Genomic DNA, 15,598 nt, shown 5'->3' on the forward strand with positions numbered 1-15,598 from the left:
ACGCATCATCGATCACATAAGATGACGGCGCCTCTGTTACCGGAACCATCATGAAACCCGCCGACCTGCTCCGCCTGCTCGCACTGTCCGCCATCTGGGGGGCCAGTTTTCTGTTCATGCGCATCGTGGTGCCGGAACTGGGCGCGATCAACACGGCCTTTTTCCGGGTGCTCTTCGGCGCCGCGGGCTTGGTGCTGATCCTGGCGGCGCTACGCGTGAAATGGCGCTTCCGGGGCAAGCTCGGCGCCGCAATGATGCTGGGTGCAATCAATTCGGGCATTCCGTTCGCGTTGTACAGCCTGGCGGCGAAAGTGCTACCGGCAGGTTATTCGGCCATCCTGAATGCAACGACGCCGCTCATGGGTGTGGTCATCGGCGCGTTATTTTTCGGTGACAAACTGACGGGCCGTAAACTTGCGGGCGTCGCGCTCGGCCTGACCGGCGTTGCCGTCCTGACAAGGACCGGACCGCTGGCCTTCGACGCGGCGACCGTTTTGAGTGCATCGGCGTGTTTGCTGGCCACCGCCTGCTACGGCCTGGCCGGGTTTCTCACCAAGCGCTGGATTACCGATCGCGGCGGCCTGGACAGCAAACTGGTGGCGTTTGGCAGCCAGTTGGGCGCGGTTACGCTATTGTTGCCGTTTTTTGCGGCCACGGCAGGTTTGCGTGGCGGTTCGCTGCATGGCAGTGCTGGTATATGGCTTGCTTTGCTGGCATTGGGGTTTGTTTGTTCTGCGCTGGCCTATATTTTATTTTTCCGGCTTATTGCCGATATAGGACCAGTCAAGTCGTTAACCGTCACCTTTTTGATTCCGCTGTTCGGGGTCTTGTGGGGATGGATGTTTTTGCAAGAACAATTGTCCTGGGCCCATGCCGCGGGGGGCATATTGATCGGGGCGGCATTGTTGCTGGTGCTTGAGCCGGCTGCCACCAAAATGGTGGCAAAATCACAAGACAGAATCGATAAGCCGACGTCGGCCTGAATCCGACGCGCGGCAGCAAACACAACTAGGGGAAGTTCATCATGGGTATCCGAAAAATCATCGCATCGCTCTGCCTCGCAGGGCTATGCGGACACCTCGTCGCCGCGCCGGCCCCGAAGACGCCGCCGCCGTTGCCGCCTTTGCACACCCAGCGCGTATCGCTGACCAGCATCGACATGCCGGGCGGCAAAGCAACCGCCCTGTTCGGCTTCTGGTTCAAGGGCAAAGGCAAGGCCGAAAAAAAACCGACCATCATCGCCATGCATGGCTGCGGCGGCCTCTATAGCAGCGTCGGCAAGGAAAAAATCGAATTCACGCCGCGCCACATCGCCATGGCGCGCGCGCTGACCGATGCCGGCTACAACGTGCTGTTCCCGGACAGCTTCACGCCGCGCGGCCGCCGCTCGATCTGCCAGGAAAGCCTGCAGCAGCGCGAAATCAGCAGCGCCAATCGCCGCCTCGACGTGCAGGTCGCCCTGCGCTGGCTGGCGATGCAGGATGACGTCGACTACGCGCGCATCGGCATGGTCGGCTGGTCGCACGGCGCTACCACCATCCTGGCGGCAATGAACCTGGCGCAGACCGATGTCGCCGTACGCAAGGTGCAGCCCAAGGCGGCGGTGGCGTTCTACCCGAGCTGCTCCTCGTACGCCAAGAACCGCACGCCCTACAAGCCGGCCGCGCCGATGCTGATCCTGATGGGAGAAAACGACGACTGGACGCCGCCCGAAGCCTGCGAATCGCTGGAAAAGAAAATGCAGGACAGCGACACGCCGATCACGCTGCGTCTCTATCCCGACACCTATCACGACTTCGATGCGCCAGGCATGCCCATGCATGTGCGCATGGACATCCCCGGCGTCGGCAAGCCCGGCGCGGGCGTCACCAGCGGCGGCAACGCCGATGCGCGGGTCGAGGCATATCGCGAGATGCTGAAGTTCCTGAAGGAAAAACTGGGAGACTGAAGCGATTTCCGCCCCCCTATGAAAAAAGCGGATCGGGCGCAAGCCTCTTCCGCTTTTTTGTTTATCCTGCCTCAAACGGCCGACTGCGCCGACCGCGATGCGCTCCCCACTGCCGCTCCCTTACTCCCATTTCCCGCAGGAACCGATCAGGAAATCAGTTCCTCCATCCCCGCGCCCAATTCGGCCAGCGGCGGCAAGTCGTCCAGCAACACGGACGGTTTCACGCCGAGCCTGGCGGCGACGTCATCCGGGAAAGTCGACTCCATTTCCTCGCGGGAATATCCGTTCTCTTCCGAGCGAGCGCGCCAGGCGGCGATATGGATCACGGCGGCAATCTTGTTGAACGGTTCTGCTTCCAGCGGTGTCGGGAACGCCTTGATGGCGTTGGAAAATTCCTCGGGGAAACGCCAGCGCCGGGCCAGTTCGGCACCCACGTCCGAAAAGTCGTAGCCGAACGACGTATGTTCCACATCCAGGCGGCGGGCGTCGATGGTGCTGGCAATCTTGTCGATCTGCAAGGTTTGCTCCGGCATGGCCGCATGCATGACCAACTGGCCGATGGCATGCATCAGGCCGACGGTGAACGCCAGGTCGGAATTGAGCTGCAGCTTCTTCGCCAGCCACTTGGCGACGATCGCGGTGTGCAGGCTGTAGCGCCAGAACAGTTTGAGATCCACGCCGGACATCGACTTGAAGCTGCCGGTCAGGCCGGTGCTGACCACCAGTGTGCGTACCGTCATGAAGCCCAGCATCAGCACGGCATCGTCAACGGTGCCGATGCTGCGCGAGACATGGTAATAGGAAGAGTTCGCCAGACGCAGCAACTTGGCGCTCAGCACCTGGTCGGCGCTCAATTTCTTTGCAATGTCCTCGATCGAGACGTTGTCGTTGTTGAAGCTCTCGATGACCTCCTGCACCACTTTGGGAATGCTGGGCAACGCCGCTTGCTGCTGAAACAATGCTTCAAAATTCATGAGACCTCTCCCCGATAAGTTCAGCGCAACGAATTCGAAAATCAGATTTATGAAACGCGATTTGAGTATCTTCAAGATTTGACAAGAGTGCAATGTTTTTTATGCCATGACCAGTCGTAGTCGGCATCCATACCACGCAGAAAACTCCCTGTTGACTGGCAGAGAAATTGTGCCCGGAAGCGCCGCAGCGTGGCTCAATTGCCATCGGCTTGCTATAATCGCCAATTCTCCGGGACCCGAATATGACTGCACAATTATCGAAAAAAGGCGAAGCCTGGTCGGCTCGCTTTTCCGAACCCGTTTCCGATCTGGTGAAACGCTATACCGCCTCTGTCTTTTTCGACAAGCGCCTGGCGCAGTTCGACATCGAAGGCTCGCTTGCCCATGCCGAGATGCTGGCGCATCAGCAAATCATCAGCGCCCAGGACCATGCCGACATCCAGCGCGGCATGGCGCAGATCAAGGGCGAAATCGACGCCGGCAAGTTCGAATGGCTGCTCGACCTCGAAGACGTCCACCTGAACATCGAAAAACGCCTGACCGAACTGGTCGGCGACGCCGGCAAGCGCCTGCACACCGGCCGTTCGCGCAACGACCAGGTCGCGACCGACATCCGCCTGTACATGCGTGCCGCCATCGACGACATCAGCGGCCTGCTGCGCGACCTGCGCGCGGCGCTGGTCGATCTGGCCGAACAGCACGCCGATACCATCCTGCCCGGCTTCACCCACATGCAGGTGGCGCAGCCGATCACTTTCGGCCACCACATCCTCGCTTATGTTGAAATGTTCGGCCGCGACGCAGAGCGCATGGCCGATGCCCGCAAACGCGTCAACCGCCTGCCGCTGGGCGCGGCCGCGCTGGCCGGCACGACCTTCCCGATCGACCGCCTGCGCGTGGCCAAGACGCTGGGCTTCGACGACGTCTGCCGCAACTCGCTCGACGCCGTCTCCGACCGCGACTTCGCGATCGAATTCTGCGCTGCCGCCGCGCTGGTGATGACCCACATTTCACGCATGTCCGAAGAACTGGTGATCTGGATGAGCCCGCGCGTCGGCTTCATCGACATCGCCGACCGCTTCTGCACCGGTTCGTCGATCATGCCGCAAAAGAAAAACCCCGACGTCCCCGAACTGGCGCGCGGCAAGACCGGCCGCGTCAACGGCCACCTGATCGCCCTGCTGACCCTGATGAAAGGCCAGCCGCTGGCCTACAACAAGGACAACCAGGAAGACAAGGAACCGCTGTTCGATACCGTCGACACGCTGACCGATACGCTGCGCATTTTCGCCGACATGGCGCGCGGCATCACCGTCAAGCCGGAAGCCATGCGCGCCGCCGCGCTGCAAGGCTACGCCACCGCCACCGACCTGGCCGACTATCTGGTCAAGAAGGGCCTGCCGTTCCGCGACGCCCACGAAGCGGTCGCCCGCGCCGTGCGCAGTTGCGTCGACCGCAATTGCGATCTGTCCGACCTGACGCTGGACGAGCTGCGCGCGTTTTCGCCGCTGATCGAGAACGACATCTTCGGCGTATTGACGCTGGAGGGCTCGGTGGCTGCGCGCGACCATATCGGCGGCACGGCGCCCAATCAAGTGCGTCTGGCTATCGCGGAAGTGCGCAAGTCGCTGTAAAGAATAGAGAAATAAAGAAATACCAGCCGGATCCGAACAGCCAAAGCGACCCGGATTCACGCTGTACTGAGTCTGTGCCAAAAGTAGCAGTGCGAGGTAATCAGCAGGACCGGCCTGTTTCAGGACAGGCCAGCATCACATCTGTCATCTGTGTCGCCTCCGCCTCGGCGGAGTTTGCAGACTGTTGCGAGGCAGCTTATCCGGTTGCAGCGCAGCAGTGTGTTTAAACCGGTTTACGGTATTCTTGACCGGTTGTATCCCAAAGGCTGCACGACGGCCTAAAGAGGATGGAGCAAAATAGGGAGGTTTTATCAAAGACCTTCTACACCGGTATCCCCGGGTCAATATTTCGCGTCATCCTCTATAAGAATATCTAACCAAGGAGAGAACTCGATGCGATTCAACGTGCTTAATACCGCTTTAAAGACCCTGCCCGCGCTGTTGCTGGGCGCCACCCTGGCGAATGCCGCACTGGCCGCCGACATCAAGCTGGGCCTGGCCGCCGCTCTGACCGGCCCTGCCGCCAAATACGGCGTCGCCATCAAGAACGGCTTTACGCTGGCCACAGACGAAGTCAACGCCAAGGGCGGCGTCAATGGCAACAAACTGGTCCTGATCCCGGAAGACGAGCAAGGCAAGAAGGAAGAAGCCATCAACGTCTTCAAAAAACTGATTTTCCAGGACAAGGTGCTGATGGTCTTCGGCCCGACCCTGTCCAACTCGGCTTTCGCCGCTGACCCGATCGCCAACGCCGCCAAGGTCGTCGCGTTCGGCACCAGCAACACCGCCGACGGCATCACCGCCATGGGCCCGTTCACGTTCCGCAACTCCGTCATGGAAGCCGACGTGCTGCCAGTGACCGTGAAAGCCGCCGTCAAGCATTTCAGCATCAAGAAGGTCGCCGTGATCTACGGTAATGACGACGCGTTCACCAAGTCCGGTTACGACGTCTTCAAGGCCACGCTGGAACAGCAAAAAATCCCGGTCACCACGACCGAAGCCTACGCCAAGGGCGACGTCGACTTCAAGGCGCAACTGACCAAGATCAAGGCCGGCAACCCCGACGCCATCGTCTGCTCCTGCCTGGCCGAAGAAGCCGCCAACATCATCCTGCAAACCCGCGCCCTGGGCATGAAGCAGCCATTCATCGGCGGCAACGGCCTGAACTCGCCGAAGCTGTTTGAAATCGCCAAGGACGCCGGCGACAACACCCTGATGGGCAGCCCATGGTCGGCGGAAAACCTGACTCCGGCCAACAAGGCGTTCATCGCCGCGTACAAAGCCAAGTTCGGTTCCGATCCCGACCAGTTCGCCGCACAAGCCTATGATGCGCTGCACGTCGTTGCCGAAGCGCTCAAGAACGTCAAGCTGACCGGCGCCCTGGACAAGGACCGCGACGCCCTGCGTCAAGCCCTGCCCGGCGTCAAGATCGACGGCGCGACCGGCAAGTTCGCCTTCCGTCCTGCCCCGCCTGTCACCGGCAAGCAGGTCGGTTTCGATGCGCAGCAGGAAGCCATCGTCAACATCGCCAAGGGCGGCAAGTTCGTTCTGTTGAAGTAAGTTTCGACGGCAAGGGCAAGCCCCAAGACTCCGGTATTTTTACCGGAGTCTTTTTGTTCCATCCGTTTCACCCAATCGCGAAAAAGAACAGGCTCGCCAAAAGCCGCTTTTCTGATGTAACGAGGGTACATCGCCAACCTGCCCGTTTGCCCGGACGGCAGATGAGACGAAGGCGACCTCATCACTATTCGCAGGTCCTATGTTAGAACAACAACTTATCAACGCTCTTTCGCTCGGCAGCGTCTATGCGCTCTTTGCGCTGGGCTTCACGCTGGTGTTCGGCGTGCTCGGCGTCATCAACCTGTCGCACGGCGCGATCTTCATGCTGGGCAGCTATGCGGCCCTGCTGCTGGTCGAGCAACTGTCGCTGCCGCTTTGGCTGGCGATGCTCGCCGCCATGGTCGCCACCGGCCTGATCGGCCTGATCGTCGACTTCCTGGTATTGAAACCGCTGCGCCGCCGCAACGCCCCCCACCTGATTCCCATGATCGCCACCATCGGCGTGGCGATCATGCTGACCAACCTGGCACAGGGCCTGTTCGGCGCCGAGAACAAGCGCTTCCCGGTCGGCACCATTCCCGAAGACAGCGTCACCATCGGCAGCCTGCACGTCACCGCCGTGCAGGTCGGCATCGTCGTCATCGCCTTCGTACTGATGATCGTGCTGCTGGCCGTGATGCGCCGCACGCAACTGGGCCGCGCGCTGCGCGCCATCGCCGAGTCGCCGAAAGCGGCTTACCTGCTGGGCATCAACGTCGAAGGCCTGTTCTACCTGACCTCGTTCGCAGCGGCGGCCCTGGGCGGCGCAGCCGGCGTGCTGGTCGGCCTGTCGTTCAACGCCATCTCGCCGTTCATGGGCCAGCCGATGCTGCACAAGGGCATCGCCGTCATCATCCTGGGCGGCATGGGCGACATTCGCGGCGCCATGATCGGCGGCCTGTTCCTGGGCTTTGCCGAGGTGCTGACGGTGGCTTACATTTCGAGCGACTTCCGCGATGCGGTCGCGTTCGGTCTCCTGTTTTTGATTTTGTTGGTCAAGCCCTCCGGCATGTTCGGCAAAGTGCTGGAAAGAAAGGCTTAATCCCATGAATATGATGGAATGGTGGGATGGATTCTGGGCGACGTACAACACCGTCATCTTCAGCGTCGGCGTCAACGCCATGCTGGCCCTGTCAATCTACGTCACGCTGTCGTGCGGCCTGCTGTCGCTGGCCAACGCAGCATTCATGGGGATCGGCGCCTACGTCGCCTCCCTGATAACCATGCAGGCCGGGCTGCCCTTCCCGGTCGCGCTCGTTGCCGGCGGCGTGCTGCCGGCGCTGGTGGCGCTGGTGATCGGCATCCCGACGTTGCGCCTGTCCGGGGTCTACCTCGCGATGGCCACGCTGGGCTTCGGCGAAGTGGTGCGCGTGATCGTGCTGAACCTGGAAGTCACCGGCGGTCCGATGGGCCTGAACGGCGTGCCGCCGCTCACCGAGTGGTGGCACATCGTGCTGTTGCTGGGCGTGACCGTGTATTTCCTGGCACGCGTGCGCCGTTCCAAGATCGGCCGCGCATTTGAAGCGATCAAGGAAGACGAGATCGCCGCCCGCCTGATGGGCGTCAACGTCGCCGGCTACAAGCTGCTGGCCTTCGTCATCGGCGCAGCCATTGCCGGCGTCGCCGGCGCCTTGAATGCGCACTACACCTTCACCATCGGTCCCAACAACTACGGTTTCGAAAACGCCGTGGACATCCTGACCATGGCCGTGTTCGGCGGCACCAGCAACCTGATCGGCCCGATGATCGGCTCGACCATCCTGTCGCTGCTGCCGGAAGTACTGCGCCATTTCAAGGACTTCCGCCTGGCCGCAAACGGCCTGATCCTGATCCTCGTCGTGCTGTATCTGCCCAAGGGCATCTGGGATCCGCGCCGCATCCGCGCATTCATGCAACGCCGCACCAGCAACAACTCCGCAAGCAAGAAGGTGAACTGATGTTATTGCAATTCAACCAGATCAGTAAAAACTTCGGCGGCTTGCAAGTCCTGCAAGGCGTCCAGTTCCATGTGCCCGAAGGCGGCATCTTCGGCCTGATCGGCCCCAACGGCGCCGGCAAGACCACCGTGTTCAACCTGATCACCGGCCTGTTGCGCGCCTCGTCCGGCAACATCGTGTTCGACGGCCAGGACATCGGCAACGTCGCCCCGCACAAGATCACCGAACGCGGCATCGCGCGCACCTTCCAGAACATCCGCGTGTTCAAGGAAATGACCCTGCTGGAAAACGTCGTGGTCGGCATGCACGATCATCTCGATTACGGCTTCGGCAGCCTGCTGCTGAACCTCGGCTCGTTCCGCAAGATCGAGAAGGAAGCCCGCGAACGCGCGCTGGAGCTGCTGTCCTGGGTGCGCCTGGACCACAAGGCCGACATGCTGGCCGACAGTCTGTCCTACGGCGAACAGCGCAAGCTGGAATTCGCCCGCGCGCTGGCGACCAAACCCAAGCTGCTGCTGCTCGACGAACCGGTGGCCGGCATGAACCCGGCGGAGAAAACCGAGCTCATGGCCGAAATCATCAACATCAAGCAGCGCGGCTTCTCGATCTTCATGATCGAGCACGACATGCGTTTCGTGATGGGCCTGTGCGACCGCGTCGCCGTGCTCAACTTCGGCAAGATCATCGCCGAAGGCACACCCGATGAGATCAAGAACAACCAGGAAGTGATCGAAGCCTACCTCGGCAAGGAAGAAGCATGAGCCAGACCGTCCCCAAAGAAATTCTGCAAGTCCAGGACCTGGCGGTTTCCTACGGCCATATCGAAGCAGTCAAAGGCATCAGCCTGACCCTCAACGAAGGCGAAATCACCGCGCTGGTCGGCGCCAACGGCGCCGGCAAGAGCACCTCGCTGCTGGCCATCTCCGGCCTCGTCAAGGCGACGCGCGGCAAGGTGCTGTTCAATGGCAAGGACCTCACACAACTGTCGCCGCACCGCATCGTCGGCAGCGGCGTGGTGCAAGTCGCCGAAGGCCGCGCCACGCTGACCACGCTGACCATCGAAGAAAACCTCGCGCTGGGCGCCTATACGCGCAAGGACAAGGCGGCGGTGGCCGGCGACCTGGAATGGGTCTACTCGCTGTTCCCGGTATTGAAGCAACGCGCCAAGGGCCTGGCCGGCAACCTGTCCGGCGGCGAACAGCAAATGCTCGCCATCGGCCGCGCGCTGATGGCCAAGCCCAAGGTGCTGCTGCTGGACGAACCGTCGATGGGCCTGGCGCCGCTGATCATCCAGGAAATCTTCCGTATCGTGCAAGAGATCAACAAGACCGGCATGACGGTCCTGCTGGTCGAACAGAACGTGCGCCAGGCGCTGCGCATCGCGCAACGCGGCTACGTGCTTGAAACCGGCAAGATCGTGCTGGAAGACACCGGCGCCAACCTGCTGCACAACCCGAAAGTAGTCGAAGCCTATCTGGGCGGCTGATCGTCGCATGCTTGTCGCGATCAGGAACAGCGGCCTTGCGTCGCTGTTTTTGTTTGTGCCGGCAGAGGATGCTTTACCATCAGGAATTATTACCACCAACCATGTTCGCCATGCCGACTTTCGACAGCTCTCTGGTCTGGTTTCGCCGCGACCTGCGCATGGCCGACCATGCCGCGCTGTATTACGCGCTGAAGCAAAGCCGACAAGTGCATTGCGTTTTCGTCTACGACCGCGACATCCTCGACGCGCTGCTCGCCGACGGCCTGCAAGCCGATCGTCGCATCGAGTTCATCGTGGCCTGCATCGCCGAACTCGACGCCGCGCTGCGCGAGGCCGGCGGCGCGCTGATCGTGCGCCACGCCTCGGCGCAACAAGACATTCCTGCGCTGGCGGCGGAGCTTGGCGTCGACGCCGTCTTCGCCAATCACGATTACGAACCGCAGGCCATCAAGCGCGACGCCGCCGTGAAGAAGCAACTCGAACAAGACGGCCGCCAATTGCTGACGTACAAGGATCAGGTTATCTTCGAGAAGGATGAAGTGCTGTCGCAGATCGGCCGCCCTTTTTCGGTCTTCACGCCTTACAAAAATGCCTGGATGAACAAATTGTCCGGTCCCGGCGGCGACTTCTATCTCAAGCCTTATCCGGTGGACGCCTATTTCGCGCAACTTGCCCCACCGTCTAAGAAACATCATCGCGCGTTACCGACGCTGGAAGATCTCGGATTCCTGCCGACCAATCTCAAGGACTTGCGCATCCCGGCCGGCATGGCCGGCGCTGCGCAATTGCTGGAAGACTTCCTCCCGCGTCTGGGCAAGTACGGCGACACGCGCGACTTCCCCGCCGTCAAAGGACCGTCGTATCTGTCGGTGCATCTGCGCTTCGGCACGATCTCGATCCGTACATTGGCGCGCGCCGCGGTCGATGCCATGCGCATCGGCGAAGGCCGCCGCGGTGCGCCGGTATGGCTGTCGGAGCTGGTGTGGCGCGATTTCTATTTCATGATTCTGTTCCACCACCCGCGCGTGACGGAGCGCTCCTTCAAGGCTGACTACGACGCGATCCAATGGGAAGGCGGCAAGCATGCGCGCGAGATGTTTGCGAAGTGGTGCGAGGGACGAACCGGCTATCCGCTGGTCGATGCGGCCATGCTGCAGTTGAATCAGACCGGCTACATGCACAATCGCCTGCGCATGGTGACGGCGAGTTTCCTGACCAAGGATCTGGGGATAGACTGGCGCTGGGGCGAGAAGTATTTTGCCGATCTGCTCAACGACTTCGATCTGTCGGCCAACAATGGCGGCTGGCAGTGGGCGTCGTCTTCAGGCTGCGATGCGCAGCCGTATTTCCGTATTTTCAATCCGATCACGCAGTCGGAAAAGTTTGATGCCGAGGGGAAGTTCATCCGGAGGTATTTGCCGCAACTGGCCGGTTTGCCGGACAAGCATATCCATGCGCCCTGGTTGTGTCCGGCGGATTTGCTGAAGGCGGCGGGGGTGAAGATCGGGAAGGATTATCCGGAACCGATGGTGGATCATGCGGAGGCGAGGAAGAGGACCTTGTTGAGGTACGCGGTGGTGAAGAAGGATTTGGGGGATGAGGATTGATTTTTTGATGTGTTGTTCCGACATCCGTCTTTAGGTGATTAATTCCGTTCTTTCTTCGATCAACCCTTCGCCGGGGGTAGCCCGGCAGCTACTCACTTTCTTTGTCTCGCCAAAGAAAGTAAGCAAAGAAAGGCGACCGCGGTTCGCAGCCCCCTTCGGGGGTTCCCGGTGTCGGCAGGCACAAATCGGGAAGAGAAATAAACTCGCTTCGCTCAAACAAATTTCCCTTCTTTTTCCGATTTGTGCCTGCCGACACCGGCTACTCTCAAGCGGACTTCCAGACTGGCTTGCTACGCCTCGCCAAGGATGACTCGCCTGCGGCATCGTGATTGGTTACCTGCAATCAGATTTTAAAATCGTTCGCCCACCAGTTCTCCCGCTTTTTTCCAGAGCGCATCGGCACGCGCTGGATCAATTGCGAACGGACGTACCCCGACGCTGAACGCACTGACAATTGCGTCGTCCGCCAGAATTGATCCGACATGACAATCCTCGCAATAGCGGCCACCGATTGTTTCAGCGTCAGCGACGATACCCGCCCAGATCGTTGTTGCTGCCCCTTGCGCCGGAGTCTTCACTTCAAACGGCGGATTCCCCAGCGCCAGATGTTGCTCGTTCATCGCCGTGAACGCCGCCTGGAAGGCTTCCGGTTCCATATGACGGATCAGTTCGGTCTGAATGACGCCAGGATGGATGCTTGCCGCGCGCACGCCGCGATGGCGATGACGCGCGTCGAATGCAACCGCCAGCAGCGCATCCCCGGTTTTGGAGCGGCCGTAGGCAACCCATGGATCGTAAGGAGTGTGTTCAAAGTTCGGATCGTTGAGATCAATGTCGGCAAATCGGTGGCCGTTGGATGACAGCACGATCACTCGCCCGCCCTCGCGCATCAGTGGCGCGAGACGGTTGATCAGCACGTAATGACCCAACACGTTGGTGCCGAACTGGAGTTCGAAACCATCCTTGGTCTTGCCGAACGGCGTCGCCATGACACCGGCGTTGGCAACCACCAGATCAAATGGCTTTTGCGCAGCAACCATCGCATCGCTGACCACGCGCACCGATGCCAGGTCGGCCAGGTCCATGCTGACGATCTCGAAAGAACCGCCGCTTTGTCCCGCCGCATCGCGCACGACTTTGGTGGCGCCATGCGCCTTGTCGAGATCGCGCACCGTGCCGATGACGTCCGCTCCGTGCGCTACGAGGGCGCGGGCGGTTTCCACGCCGAGCCCTGCCGAGACGCCTGTAATAAAAGCGCGTTTTCCTCGCAGGTCCATACCGTTCAACACCTCATCGGTGGTCGATGTCGCATCAAAATTCTTCATGGTCAAAACCTTCTCCTGTTGTTTGGAAATGGGCAGGTGATGCTTGCCCGGTCTTGCCTAAGATACTCGCCCCCACGTGCTTACTTTCACCAAAATTGCGCAAAATCTTGCCTGATCCGCTCATTTTATTGATCTCACCTGAAAGTCCTGTCACACTGGATTCATGCAAGACTTACTTGATCAGATGTGCCGCAGGGTGTTGCGTCACGAGAGCGAAAAGCAATTGGAGAGCGCGATTCCGCGGCTGGCCATCGGGGCTTTTCGTCAATCGGAACCGACCATCATGGCGGTGAGCGCCGGTGTCTGCCTTATTCTTCAGGGCGCCAAGCAGATGATGGTCGGCAAGACCATGCTGCGTTACAGCGCGGGCGGGTGCTTCGCCTCGTTGATCGAATTACCGACGACCTGCTGCATCTTCGAGATGGACGGCGACAAGCCCTACATCGGCACCGGCCTGACACTCGACCATGCGCTGTTCGCCTCGCTGATTGCCGATATGCCCGAAGAGCGATCAAGAAAGGAAACGCTGGGTTTCAACGTGGAAACAGTGTCCCGCGACGTGCTTGAAGCTTGGGACCACCTGTTGGCGCTGCTGGACACGCCGAGCGACATTCCCATCCTCGCCGCGTCAAGAGAGCGTGAATTGTTATATCGCTTGCTGCAGAGCCCGCATGGCCCCTTACTGCGGCAAATAGGTCGAAAGGAAGGCAAGCTGACGCAAATCAGAAGAGCCATCGACTGGATGCGCCATCATTTCGACGAATCGTTTCCCATCGAAACAGTAGCGGACATCGCCGGGATGAGCGTCGCCTCATTCAACCGCCATTTCCGTGCAGCGACATCGACAAGTCCATTGCAGTATCAAAAGACGCTGAGGCTCCAGGCTGCGCGACGACTGTTGGCCTCCGACGTCGACGCCACCCGCACCGCCTATGCCGTCGGCTACGAAAGCCCCTCGCAATTCAGCCGCGAATACTCCCGGCTCTTCGGCCGCCCGCCAAAACAGGACGCCTCGCAACTGCGGGAAAATATCAGCGATGTCTCCAGCATTGTGATTTGAAGAAACAACGATACCAATTGGCCGTCAAGCCACCGCCCTGCCTTGGCGATGCGAAGCGAGCCAGTCAGGCCGTTCCGCTTGGAGCCAGCCGGTGATGCGATGCGAAAAATGGAAAAGAGGGGAAACTTGTCTGAGCGTAGCGAGTTTGTTTCCCCTCCCATTTTTTGCTTCGCAGCACCGGGAAGTCCGAAGGACCTGGATCCCGCGGTCGCCTTCTTTTGCTTACTTTTCTTGGCGAGACAAGAAAAGTGAGTAGCTGCCGGGCTACCCCCGGCGAAGGGTTGATCGAAGAATGAGCAACCCAAGCTACCTAAAAACGGCAGTCGAAACAGCCTAAAAAAAGAGCAGCCGAAGCTGCTCTTTTCTCAACGCAACAACAAAAACAAAATCAAACAAATTTGCCGATACGACCGACAACAGCCTCCCGCACCGACCCGCTGGTAATAAAGGAATGCGCCACCTGGATATCGTTGTGGAACCAGCGATCGCCATCCAGGCAAGCCGGAATCTGCCTGCGGATTTCCTCATAAGCCGCCTGCGTCCCCTCGCCCAGCACGAAATCCTTCAACAATTCTTCCGTCATGGTCAGCGCCTGCGCCGCCAGCAGCATTTCCACACCGACGATGTATTGCGTGTTGGCGACCACGGTGGCGGCCTTGCGCGCGCACCAGGTCGAGTTGGAGATGTGATCTTCGCTGTTGCCCTTGGACGGGATGCTGTCGACGCTGCCCGGCATGGACAAAGTGCGGTTTTCCATCACCAGCGAACTCATCGAGCACTGCACCACCGGATAACCGGTGTTGACGCCGCGCACGCCGCTCATCAGGTTGCGCGGCAAACCCCACGACAGGGTCGGGTCGATCAGGCGCGCGATGCGGCGCTCGCAAATGCTGCCGAGGTCAGTGATGGTCATGGCCAGCAAGTCCATTGCCTGCGCCAGATACTGGCCGTGGAAGTTGCCCCCGGAGATGATCTCGAAACCGCCGCCTTCCTTGTCGAAAATCAAGGGATTGTCGGTGGCGGAGTTGATTTCCTTGTCGACGATGGTGTCGATGTAATCGAGCGCGTCGAACACCGGACCATACACTTGCGGCGCGCAGCGCAAGGAATAGACATCCTGGATGCGCGCGGTATACGGAATGTCGGTGCGGCGCAGCTCGTCCGGCAGTTGCACCGCACGCGCTTCGTGCGTGGTGCGAGTCGAGCCTTTCAACAAGGCGCGCACCACTTCGGCGGTCTTGATCTGGCCGGCATGCGGGCGCGCCTGCTGGATGCGCGGATCGAAGGCCGACATGTCGGCGCGCATCGCTTCCAGCGTCAGACCCAGCGACAGGCAGGCGTCAGTCAGCAGGTTGCGCGAATCGTACGCGGCCAGCACCGCCACGGCCAGCGACGCCGTGCAGCCGTTGATCAGCGCCGAAGCATCCTTGGCCTTGAGATCGAATCTGACGGGGCCGATATCGGCTTTGGCAATCGCTTCCGGCGCGCTCATGCGCTTGCCCTGATACATCACTTCGGCTTCGTCGAAACCGACAATGGCGGCGGCCAGATAAGCCAGCGGCGCCAGATCGCCGGAAGCGCCGACGGAACCCTTCTGCGGCATGATCGGATGGATGCCTGCATTGATGAAGGCCAGCAGGCGGTCCACCACTTCCACGCGCGGGGCCGAGTAATTGCTGGCGAAGGCATTGGCGCGCAGCAGCATGGTGGCGCGGCTGACTTCTTCCGGGAACGGTTCGCCGATGCCGGCGCTGTGGGCCTTGATCAACTGGGTCTGGAACAGTTCGATGTGCTCGACCCTGATGCGGGTGTCCTTGAGCAAGCCGACGCCGGTGTTGAAGCTGTACATCATGGGCGCTTCGTCGTGCATCCAGGTCGATTCGATGTAGTCGCGGCTGTGCTTCAGCGCGGCGCGCGATGCATCGACCAGCGCTACCTTGGCGTAAACGCCGTTCTGCGCGCGCGCAACGCTGAGGACTTGCTGCGCGCTGAGGTTGAAGCCGTCGATGGTGATGGTGGTCATGAAAA

Annotated in this window: 14 protein-coding genes; 10 read left to right on the plus strand and 4 right to left on the minus strand. The window is 60.4% G+C overall.

The features are described 5' to 3' along the window. The first annotated feature begins 50 nt into the window (after window positions 1-50). Together RV1423_RS01030 and RV1423_RS01035 are read left to right on the plus strand one after the other, a co-directional pair. Window positions 51-983 carry a DMT family transporter gene (locus RV1423_RS01030; protein ID WP_034292144.1) on the plus strand — a complete coding sequence of 311 codons (933 nt, stop codon included), beginning with the start codon at window positions 51-53 and terminating at the stop codon, window positions 981-983. Window positions 984-1,024: 41 nt separating this feature from the next. Further along, window positions 1,025-1,948 carry a dienelactone hydrolase family protein gene (locus tag RV1423_RS01035; RefSeq protein ID WP_034292146.1) on the plus strand — a complete coding sequence of 308 codons (924 nt, stop codon included), beginning with the start codon at window positions 1,025-1,027 and terminating at the stop codon, window positions 1,946-1,948. 146 nt (window positions 1,949-2,094) lie between these two features. Here the strand turns inward: RV1423_RS01035 and RV1423_RS01040 are convergent, their stop codons facing one another. Then, the gene (locus RV1423_RS01040; RefSeq protein WP_034292148.1) at window positions 2,095-2,922 is read right to left on the minus strand and encodes an HDOD domain-containing protein; all 828 of its coding nucleotides are present in this window, start codon (window positions 2,920-2,922) and stop codon (window positions 2,095-2,097) included. Window positions 2,923-3,164: 242 nt separating this feature from the next. On the opposite strand from RV1423_RS01040, the gene argH reads away from it, so the two are divergent. The 7 genes from argH to RV1423_RS01075 all read left to right on the plus strand — a co-directional run bounded on the left by argH (window position 3,165) and on the right by RV1423_RS01075 (window position 11,185). Continuing rightward, window positions 3,165-4,556, plus strand: coding sequence for an argininosuccinate lyase (argH, locus tag RV1423_RS01045; protein WP_034292150.1), 1,392 nt, complete (start codon window positions 3,165-3,167; stop codon window positions 4,554-4,556). A gap of 393 nt (window positions 4,557-4,949) precedes the next feature. Continuing rightward, window positions 4,950-6,116, plus strand: a complete 1,167-nt coding sequence (locus tag RV1423_RS01050; protein ID WP_034292152.1) for an ABC transporter substrate-binding protein — start codon at window positions 4,950-4,952, stop codon at window positions 6,114-6,116. Between the two features lie 199 nt (window positions 6,117-6,315). Next, window positions 6,316-7,197 (plus strand): branched-chain amino acid ABC transporter permease, encoded by an 882-nt coding sequence (locus RV1423_RS01055; RefSeq protein WP_034292154.1) that lies wholly within the window; start codon window positions 6,316-6,318, stop codon window positions 7,195-7,197. 13 nt (window positions 7,198-7,210) lie between these two features. Further along, on the plus strand, window positions 7,211-8,092 hold the full coding sequence (locus RV1423_RS01060; protein ID WP_231502013.1) for a branched-chain amino acid ABC transporter permease: 882 nt from the start codon (window positions 7,211-7,213) through the stop codon (window positions 8,090-8,092). After that, window positions 8,092-8,853: an ABC transporter ATP-binding protein gene (locus RV1423_RS01065; protein ID WP_034292159.1), complete on the plus strand. Its 762-nt coding sequence runs from the start codon at window positions 8,092-8,094 to the stop codon at window positions 8,851-8,853. The genes RV1423_RS01060 and RV1423_RS01065 overlap by 1 nt, the downstream gene beginning before the upstream one ends. Further along, window positions 8,850-9,578 (plus strand): ABC transporter ATP-binding protein, encoded by a 729-nt coding sequence (locus RV1423_RS01070; RefSeq protein ID WP_034292162.1) that lies wholly within the window; start codon window positions 8,850-8,852, stop codon window positions 9,576-9,578. The genes RV1423_RS01065 and RV1423_RS01070 overlap by 4 nt, the downstream gene beginning before the upstream one ends. Before the next feature lie 110 nt (window positions 9,579-9,688). Then, on the plus strand, window positions 9,689-11,185 hold the full coding sequence (locus RV1423_RS01075) for a deoxyribodipyrimidine photo-lyase (RefSeq protein WP_034292518.1): 1,497 nt from the start codon (window positions 9,689-9,691) through the stop codon (window positions 11,183-11,185). A 350-nt stretch (window positions 11,186-11,535) separates the two neighbouring features. Here the strand turns inward: RV1423_RS01075 and RV1423_RS01080 are convergent, their stop codons facing one another. Together RV1423_RS01080 and RV1423_RS29625 are read right to left on the minus strand one after the other, a co-directional pair. After that, window positions 11,536-12,510, minus strand: a complete 975-nt coding sequence (locus RV1423_RS01080) for an SDR family NAD(P)-dependent oxidoreductase (protein WP_034292164.1) — start codon at window positions 12,508-12,510, stop codon at window positions 11,536-11,538. Then, window positions 12,497-12,664: a hypothetical protein gene (locus tag RV1423_RS29625; protein WP_197034848.1), complete on the minus strand. Its 168-nt coding sequence runs from the start codon at window positions 12,662-12,664 to the stop codon at window positions 12,497-12,499. Before RV1423_RS29625 ends, RV1423_RS01080 begins: the two co-directional genes overlap by 14 nt. A 42-nt stretch (window positions 12,665-12,706) precedes the next feature. Here RV1423_RS29625 and RV1423_RS01085 point away from each other — a divergent pair, with 42 nt between their 5' ends. Further along, on the plus strand, window positions 12,707-13,570 hold the full coding sequence (locus RV1423_RS01085) for an AraC family transcriptional regulator (RefSeq protein ID WP_231502008.1): 864 nt from the start codon (window positions 12,707-12,709) through the stop codon (window positions 13,568-13,570). A gap of 388 nt (window positions 13,571-13,958) precedes the next feature. Here the strand turns inward: RV1423_RS01085 and hutH are convergent, their stop codons facing one another. After that, window positions 13,959-15,593: a histidine ammonia-lyase gene (gene hutH, locus RV1423_RS01090; protein WP_034292169.1), complete on the minus strand. Its 1,635-nt coding sequence runs from the start codon at window positions 15,591-15,593 to the stop codon at window positions 13,959-13,961. Window positions 15,594-15,598 lie beyond the last annotated feature (5 nt).

It is taken from the genome of Herbaspirillum sp. RV1423 (assembly GCF_000577615.1).
In the GTDB taxonomy this organism is placed as follows: domain Bacteria; phylum Pseudomonadota; class Gammaproteobacteria; order Burkholderiales; family Burkholderiaceae_D; genus Herbaspirillum.

Coding starts and splice junctions, on each gene's coding strand:
- RV1423_RS01080 (WP_034292164.1), bottom strand. CDS start 12,510: ATGAAGAATTTTGATGCGACATCGACCACCGATGAGGTGTTGAACGGT.
- RV1423_RS01055 (WP_034292154.1), top strand. CDS start 6,316: ATGTTAGAACAACAACTTATCAACGCTCTTTCGCTCGGCAGCGTCTAT.
- RV1423_RS01075 (WP_034292518.1), top strand. CDS start 9,689: ATGCCGACTTTCGACAGCTCTCTGGTCTGGTTTCGCCGCGACCTGCGC.
- RV1423_RS01060 (WP_231502013.1), top strand. CDS start 7,211: ATGGAATGGTGGGATGGATTCTGGGCGACGTACAACACCGTCATCTTC.
- RV1423_RS01050 (WP_034292152.1), top strand. CDS start 4,950: ATGCGATTCAACGTGCTTAATACCGCTTTAAAGACCCTGCCCGCGCTG.
- RV1423_RS01040 (WP_034292148.1), bottom strand. CDS start 2,922: ATGAATTTTGAAGCATTGTTTCAGCAGCAAGCGGCGTTGCCCAGCATT.
- RV1423_RS01065 (WP_034292159.1), top strand. CDS start 8,092: ATGTTATTGCAATTCAACCAGATCAGTAAAAACTTCGGCGGCTTGCAA.
- RV1423_RS01030 (WP_034292144.1), top strand. CDS start 51: ATGAAACCCGCCGACCTGCTCCGCCTGCTCGCACTGTCCGCCATCTGG.
- hutH (WP_034292169.1), bottom strand. CDS start 15,593: ATGACCACCATCACCATCGACGGCTTCAACCTCAGCGCGCAGCAAGTC.
- RV1423_RS01035 (WP_034292146.1), top strand. CDS start 1,025: ATGGGTATCCGAAAAATCATCGCATCGCTCTGCCTCGCAGGGCTATGC.
- argH (WP_034292150.1), top strand. CDS start 3,165: ATGACTGCACAATTATCGAAAAAAGGCGAAGCCTGGTCGGCTCGCTTT.
- RV1423_RS01070 (WP_034292162.1), top strand. CDS start 8,850: ATGAGCCAGACCGTCCCCAAAGAAATTCTGCAAGTCCAGGACCTGGCG.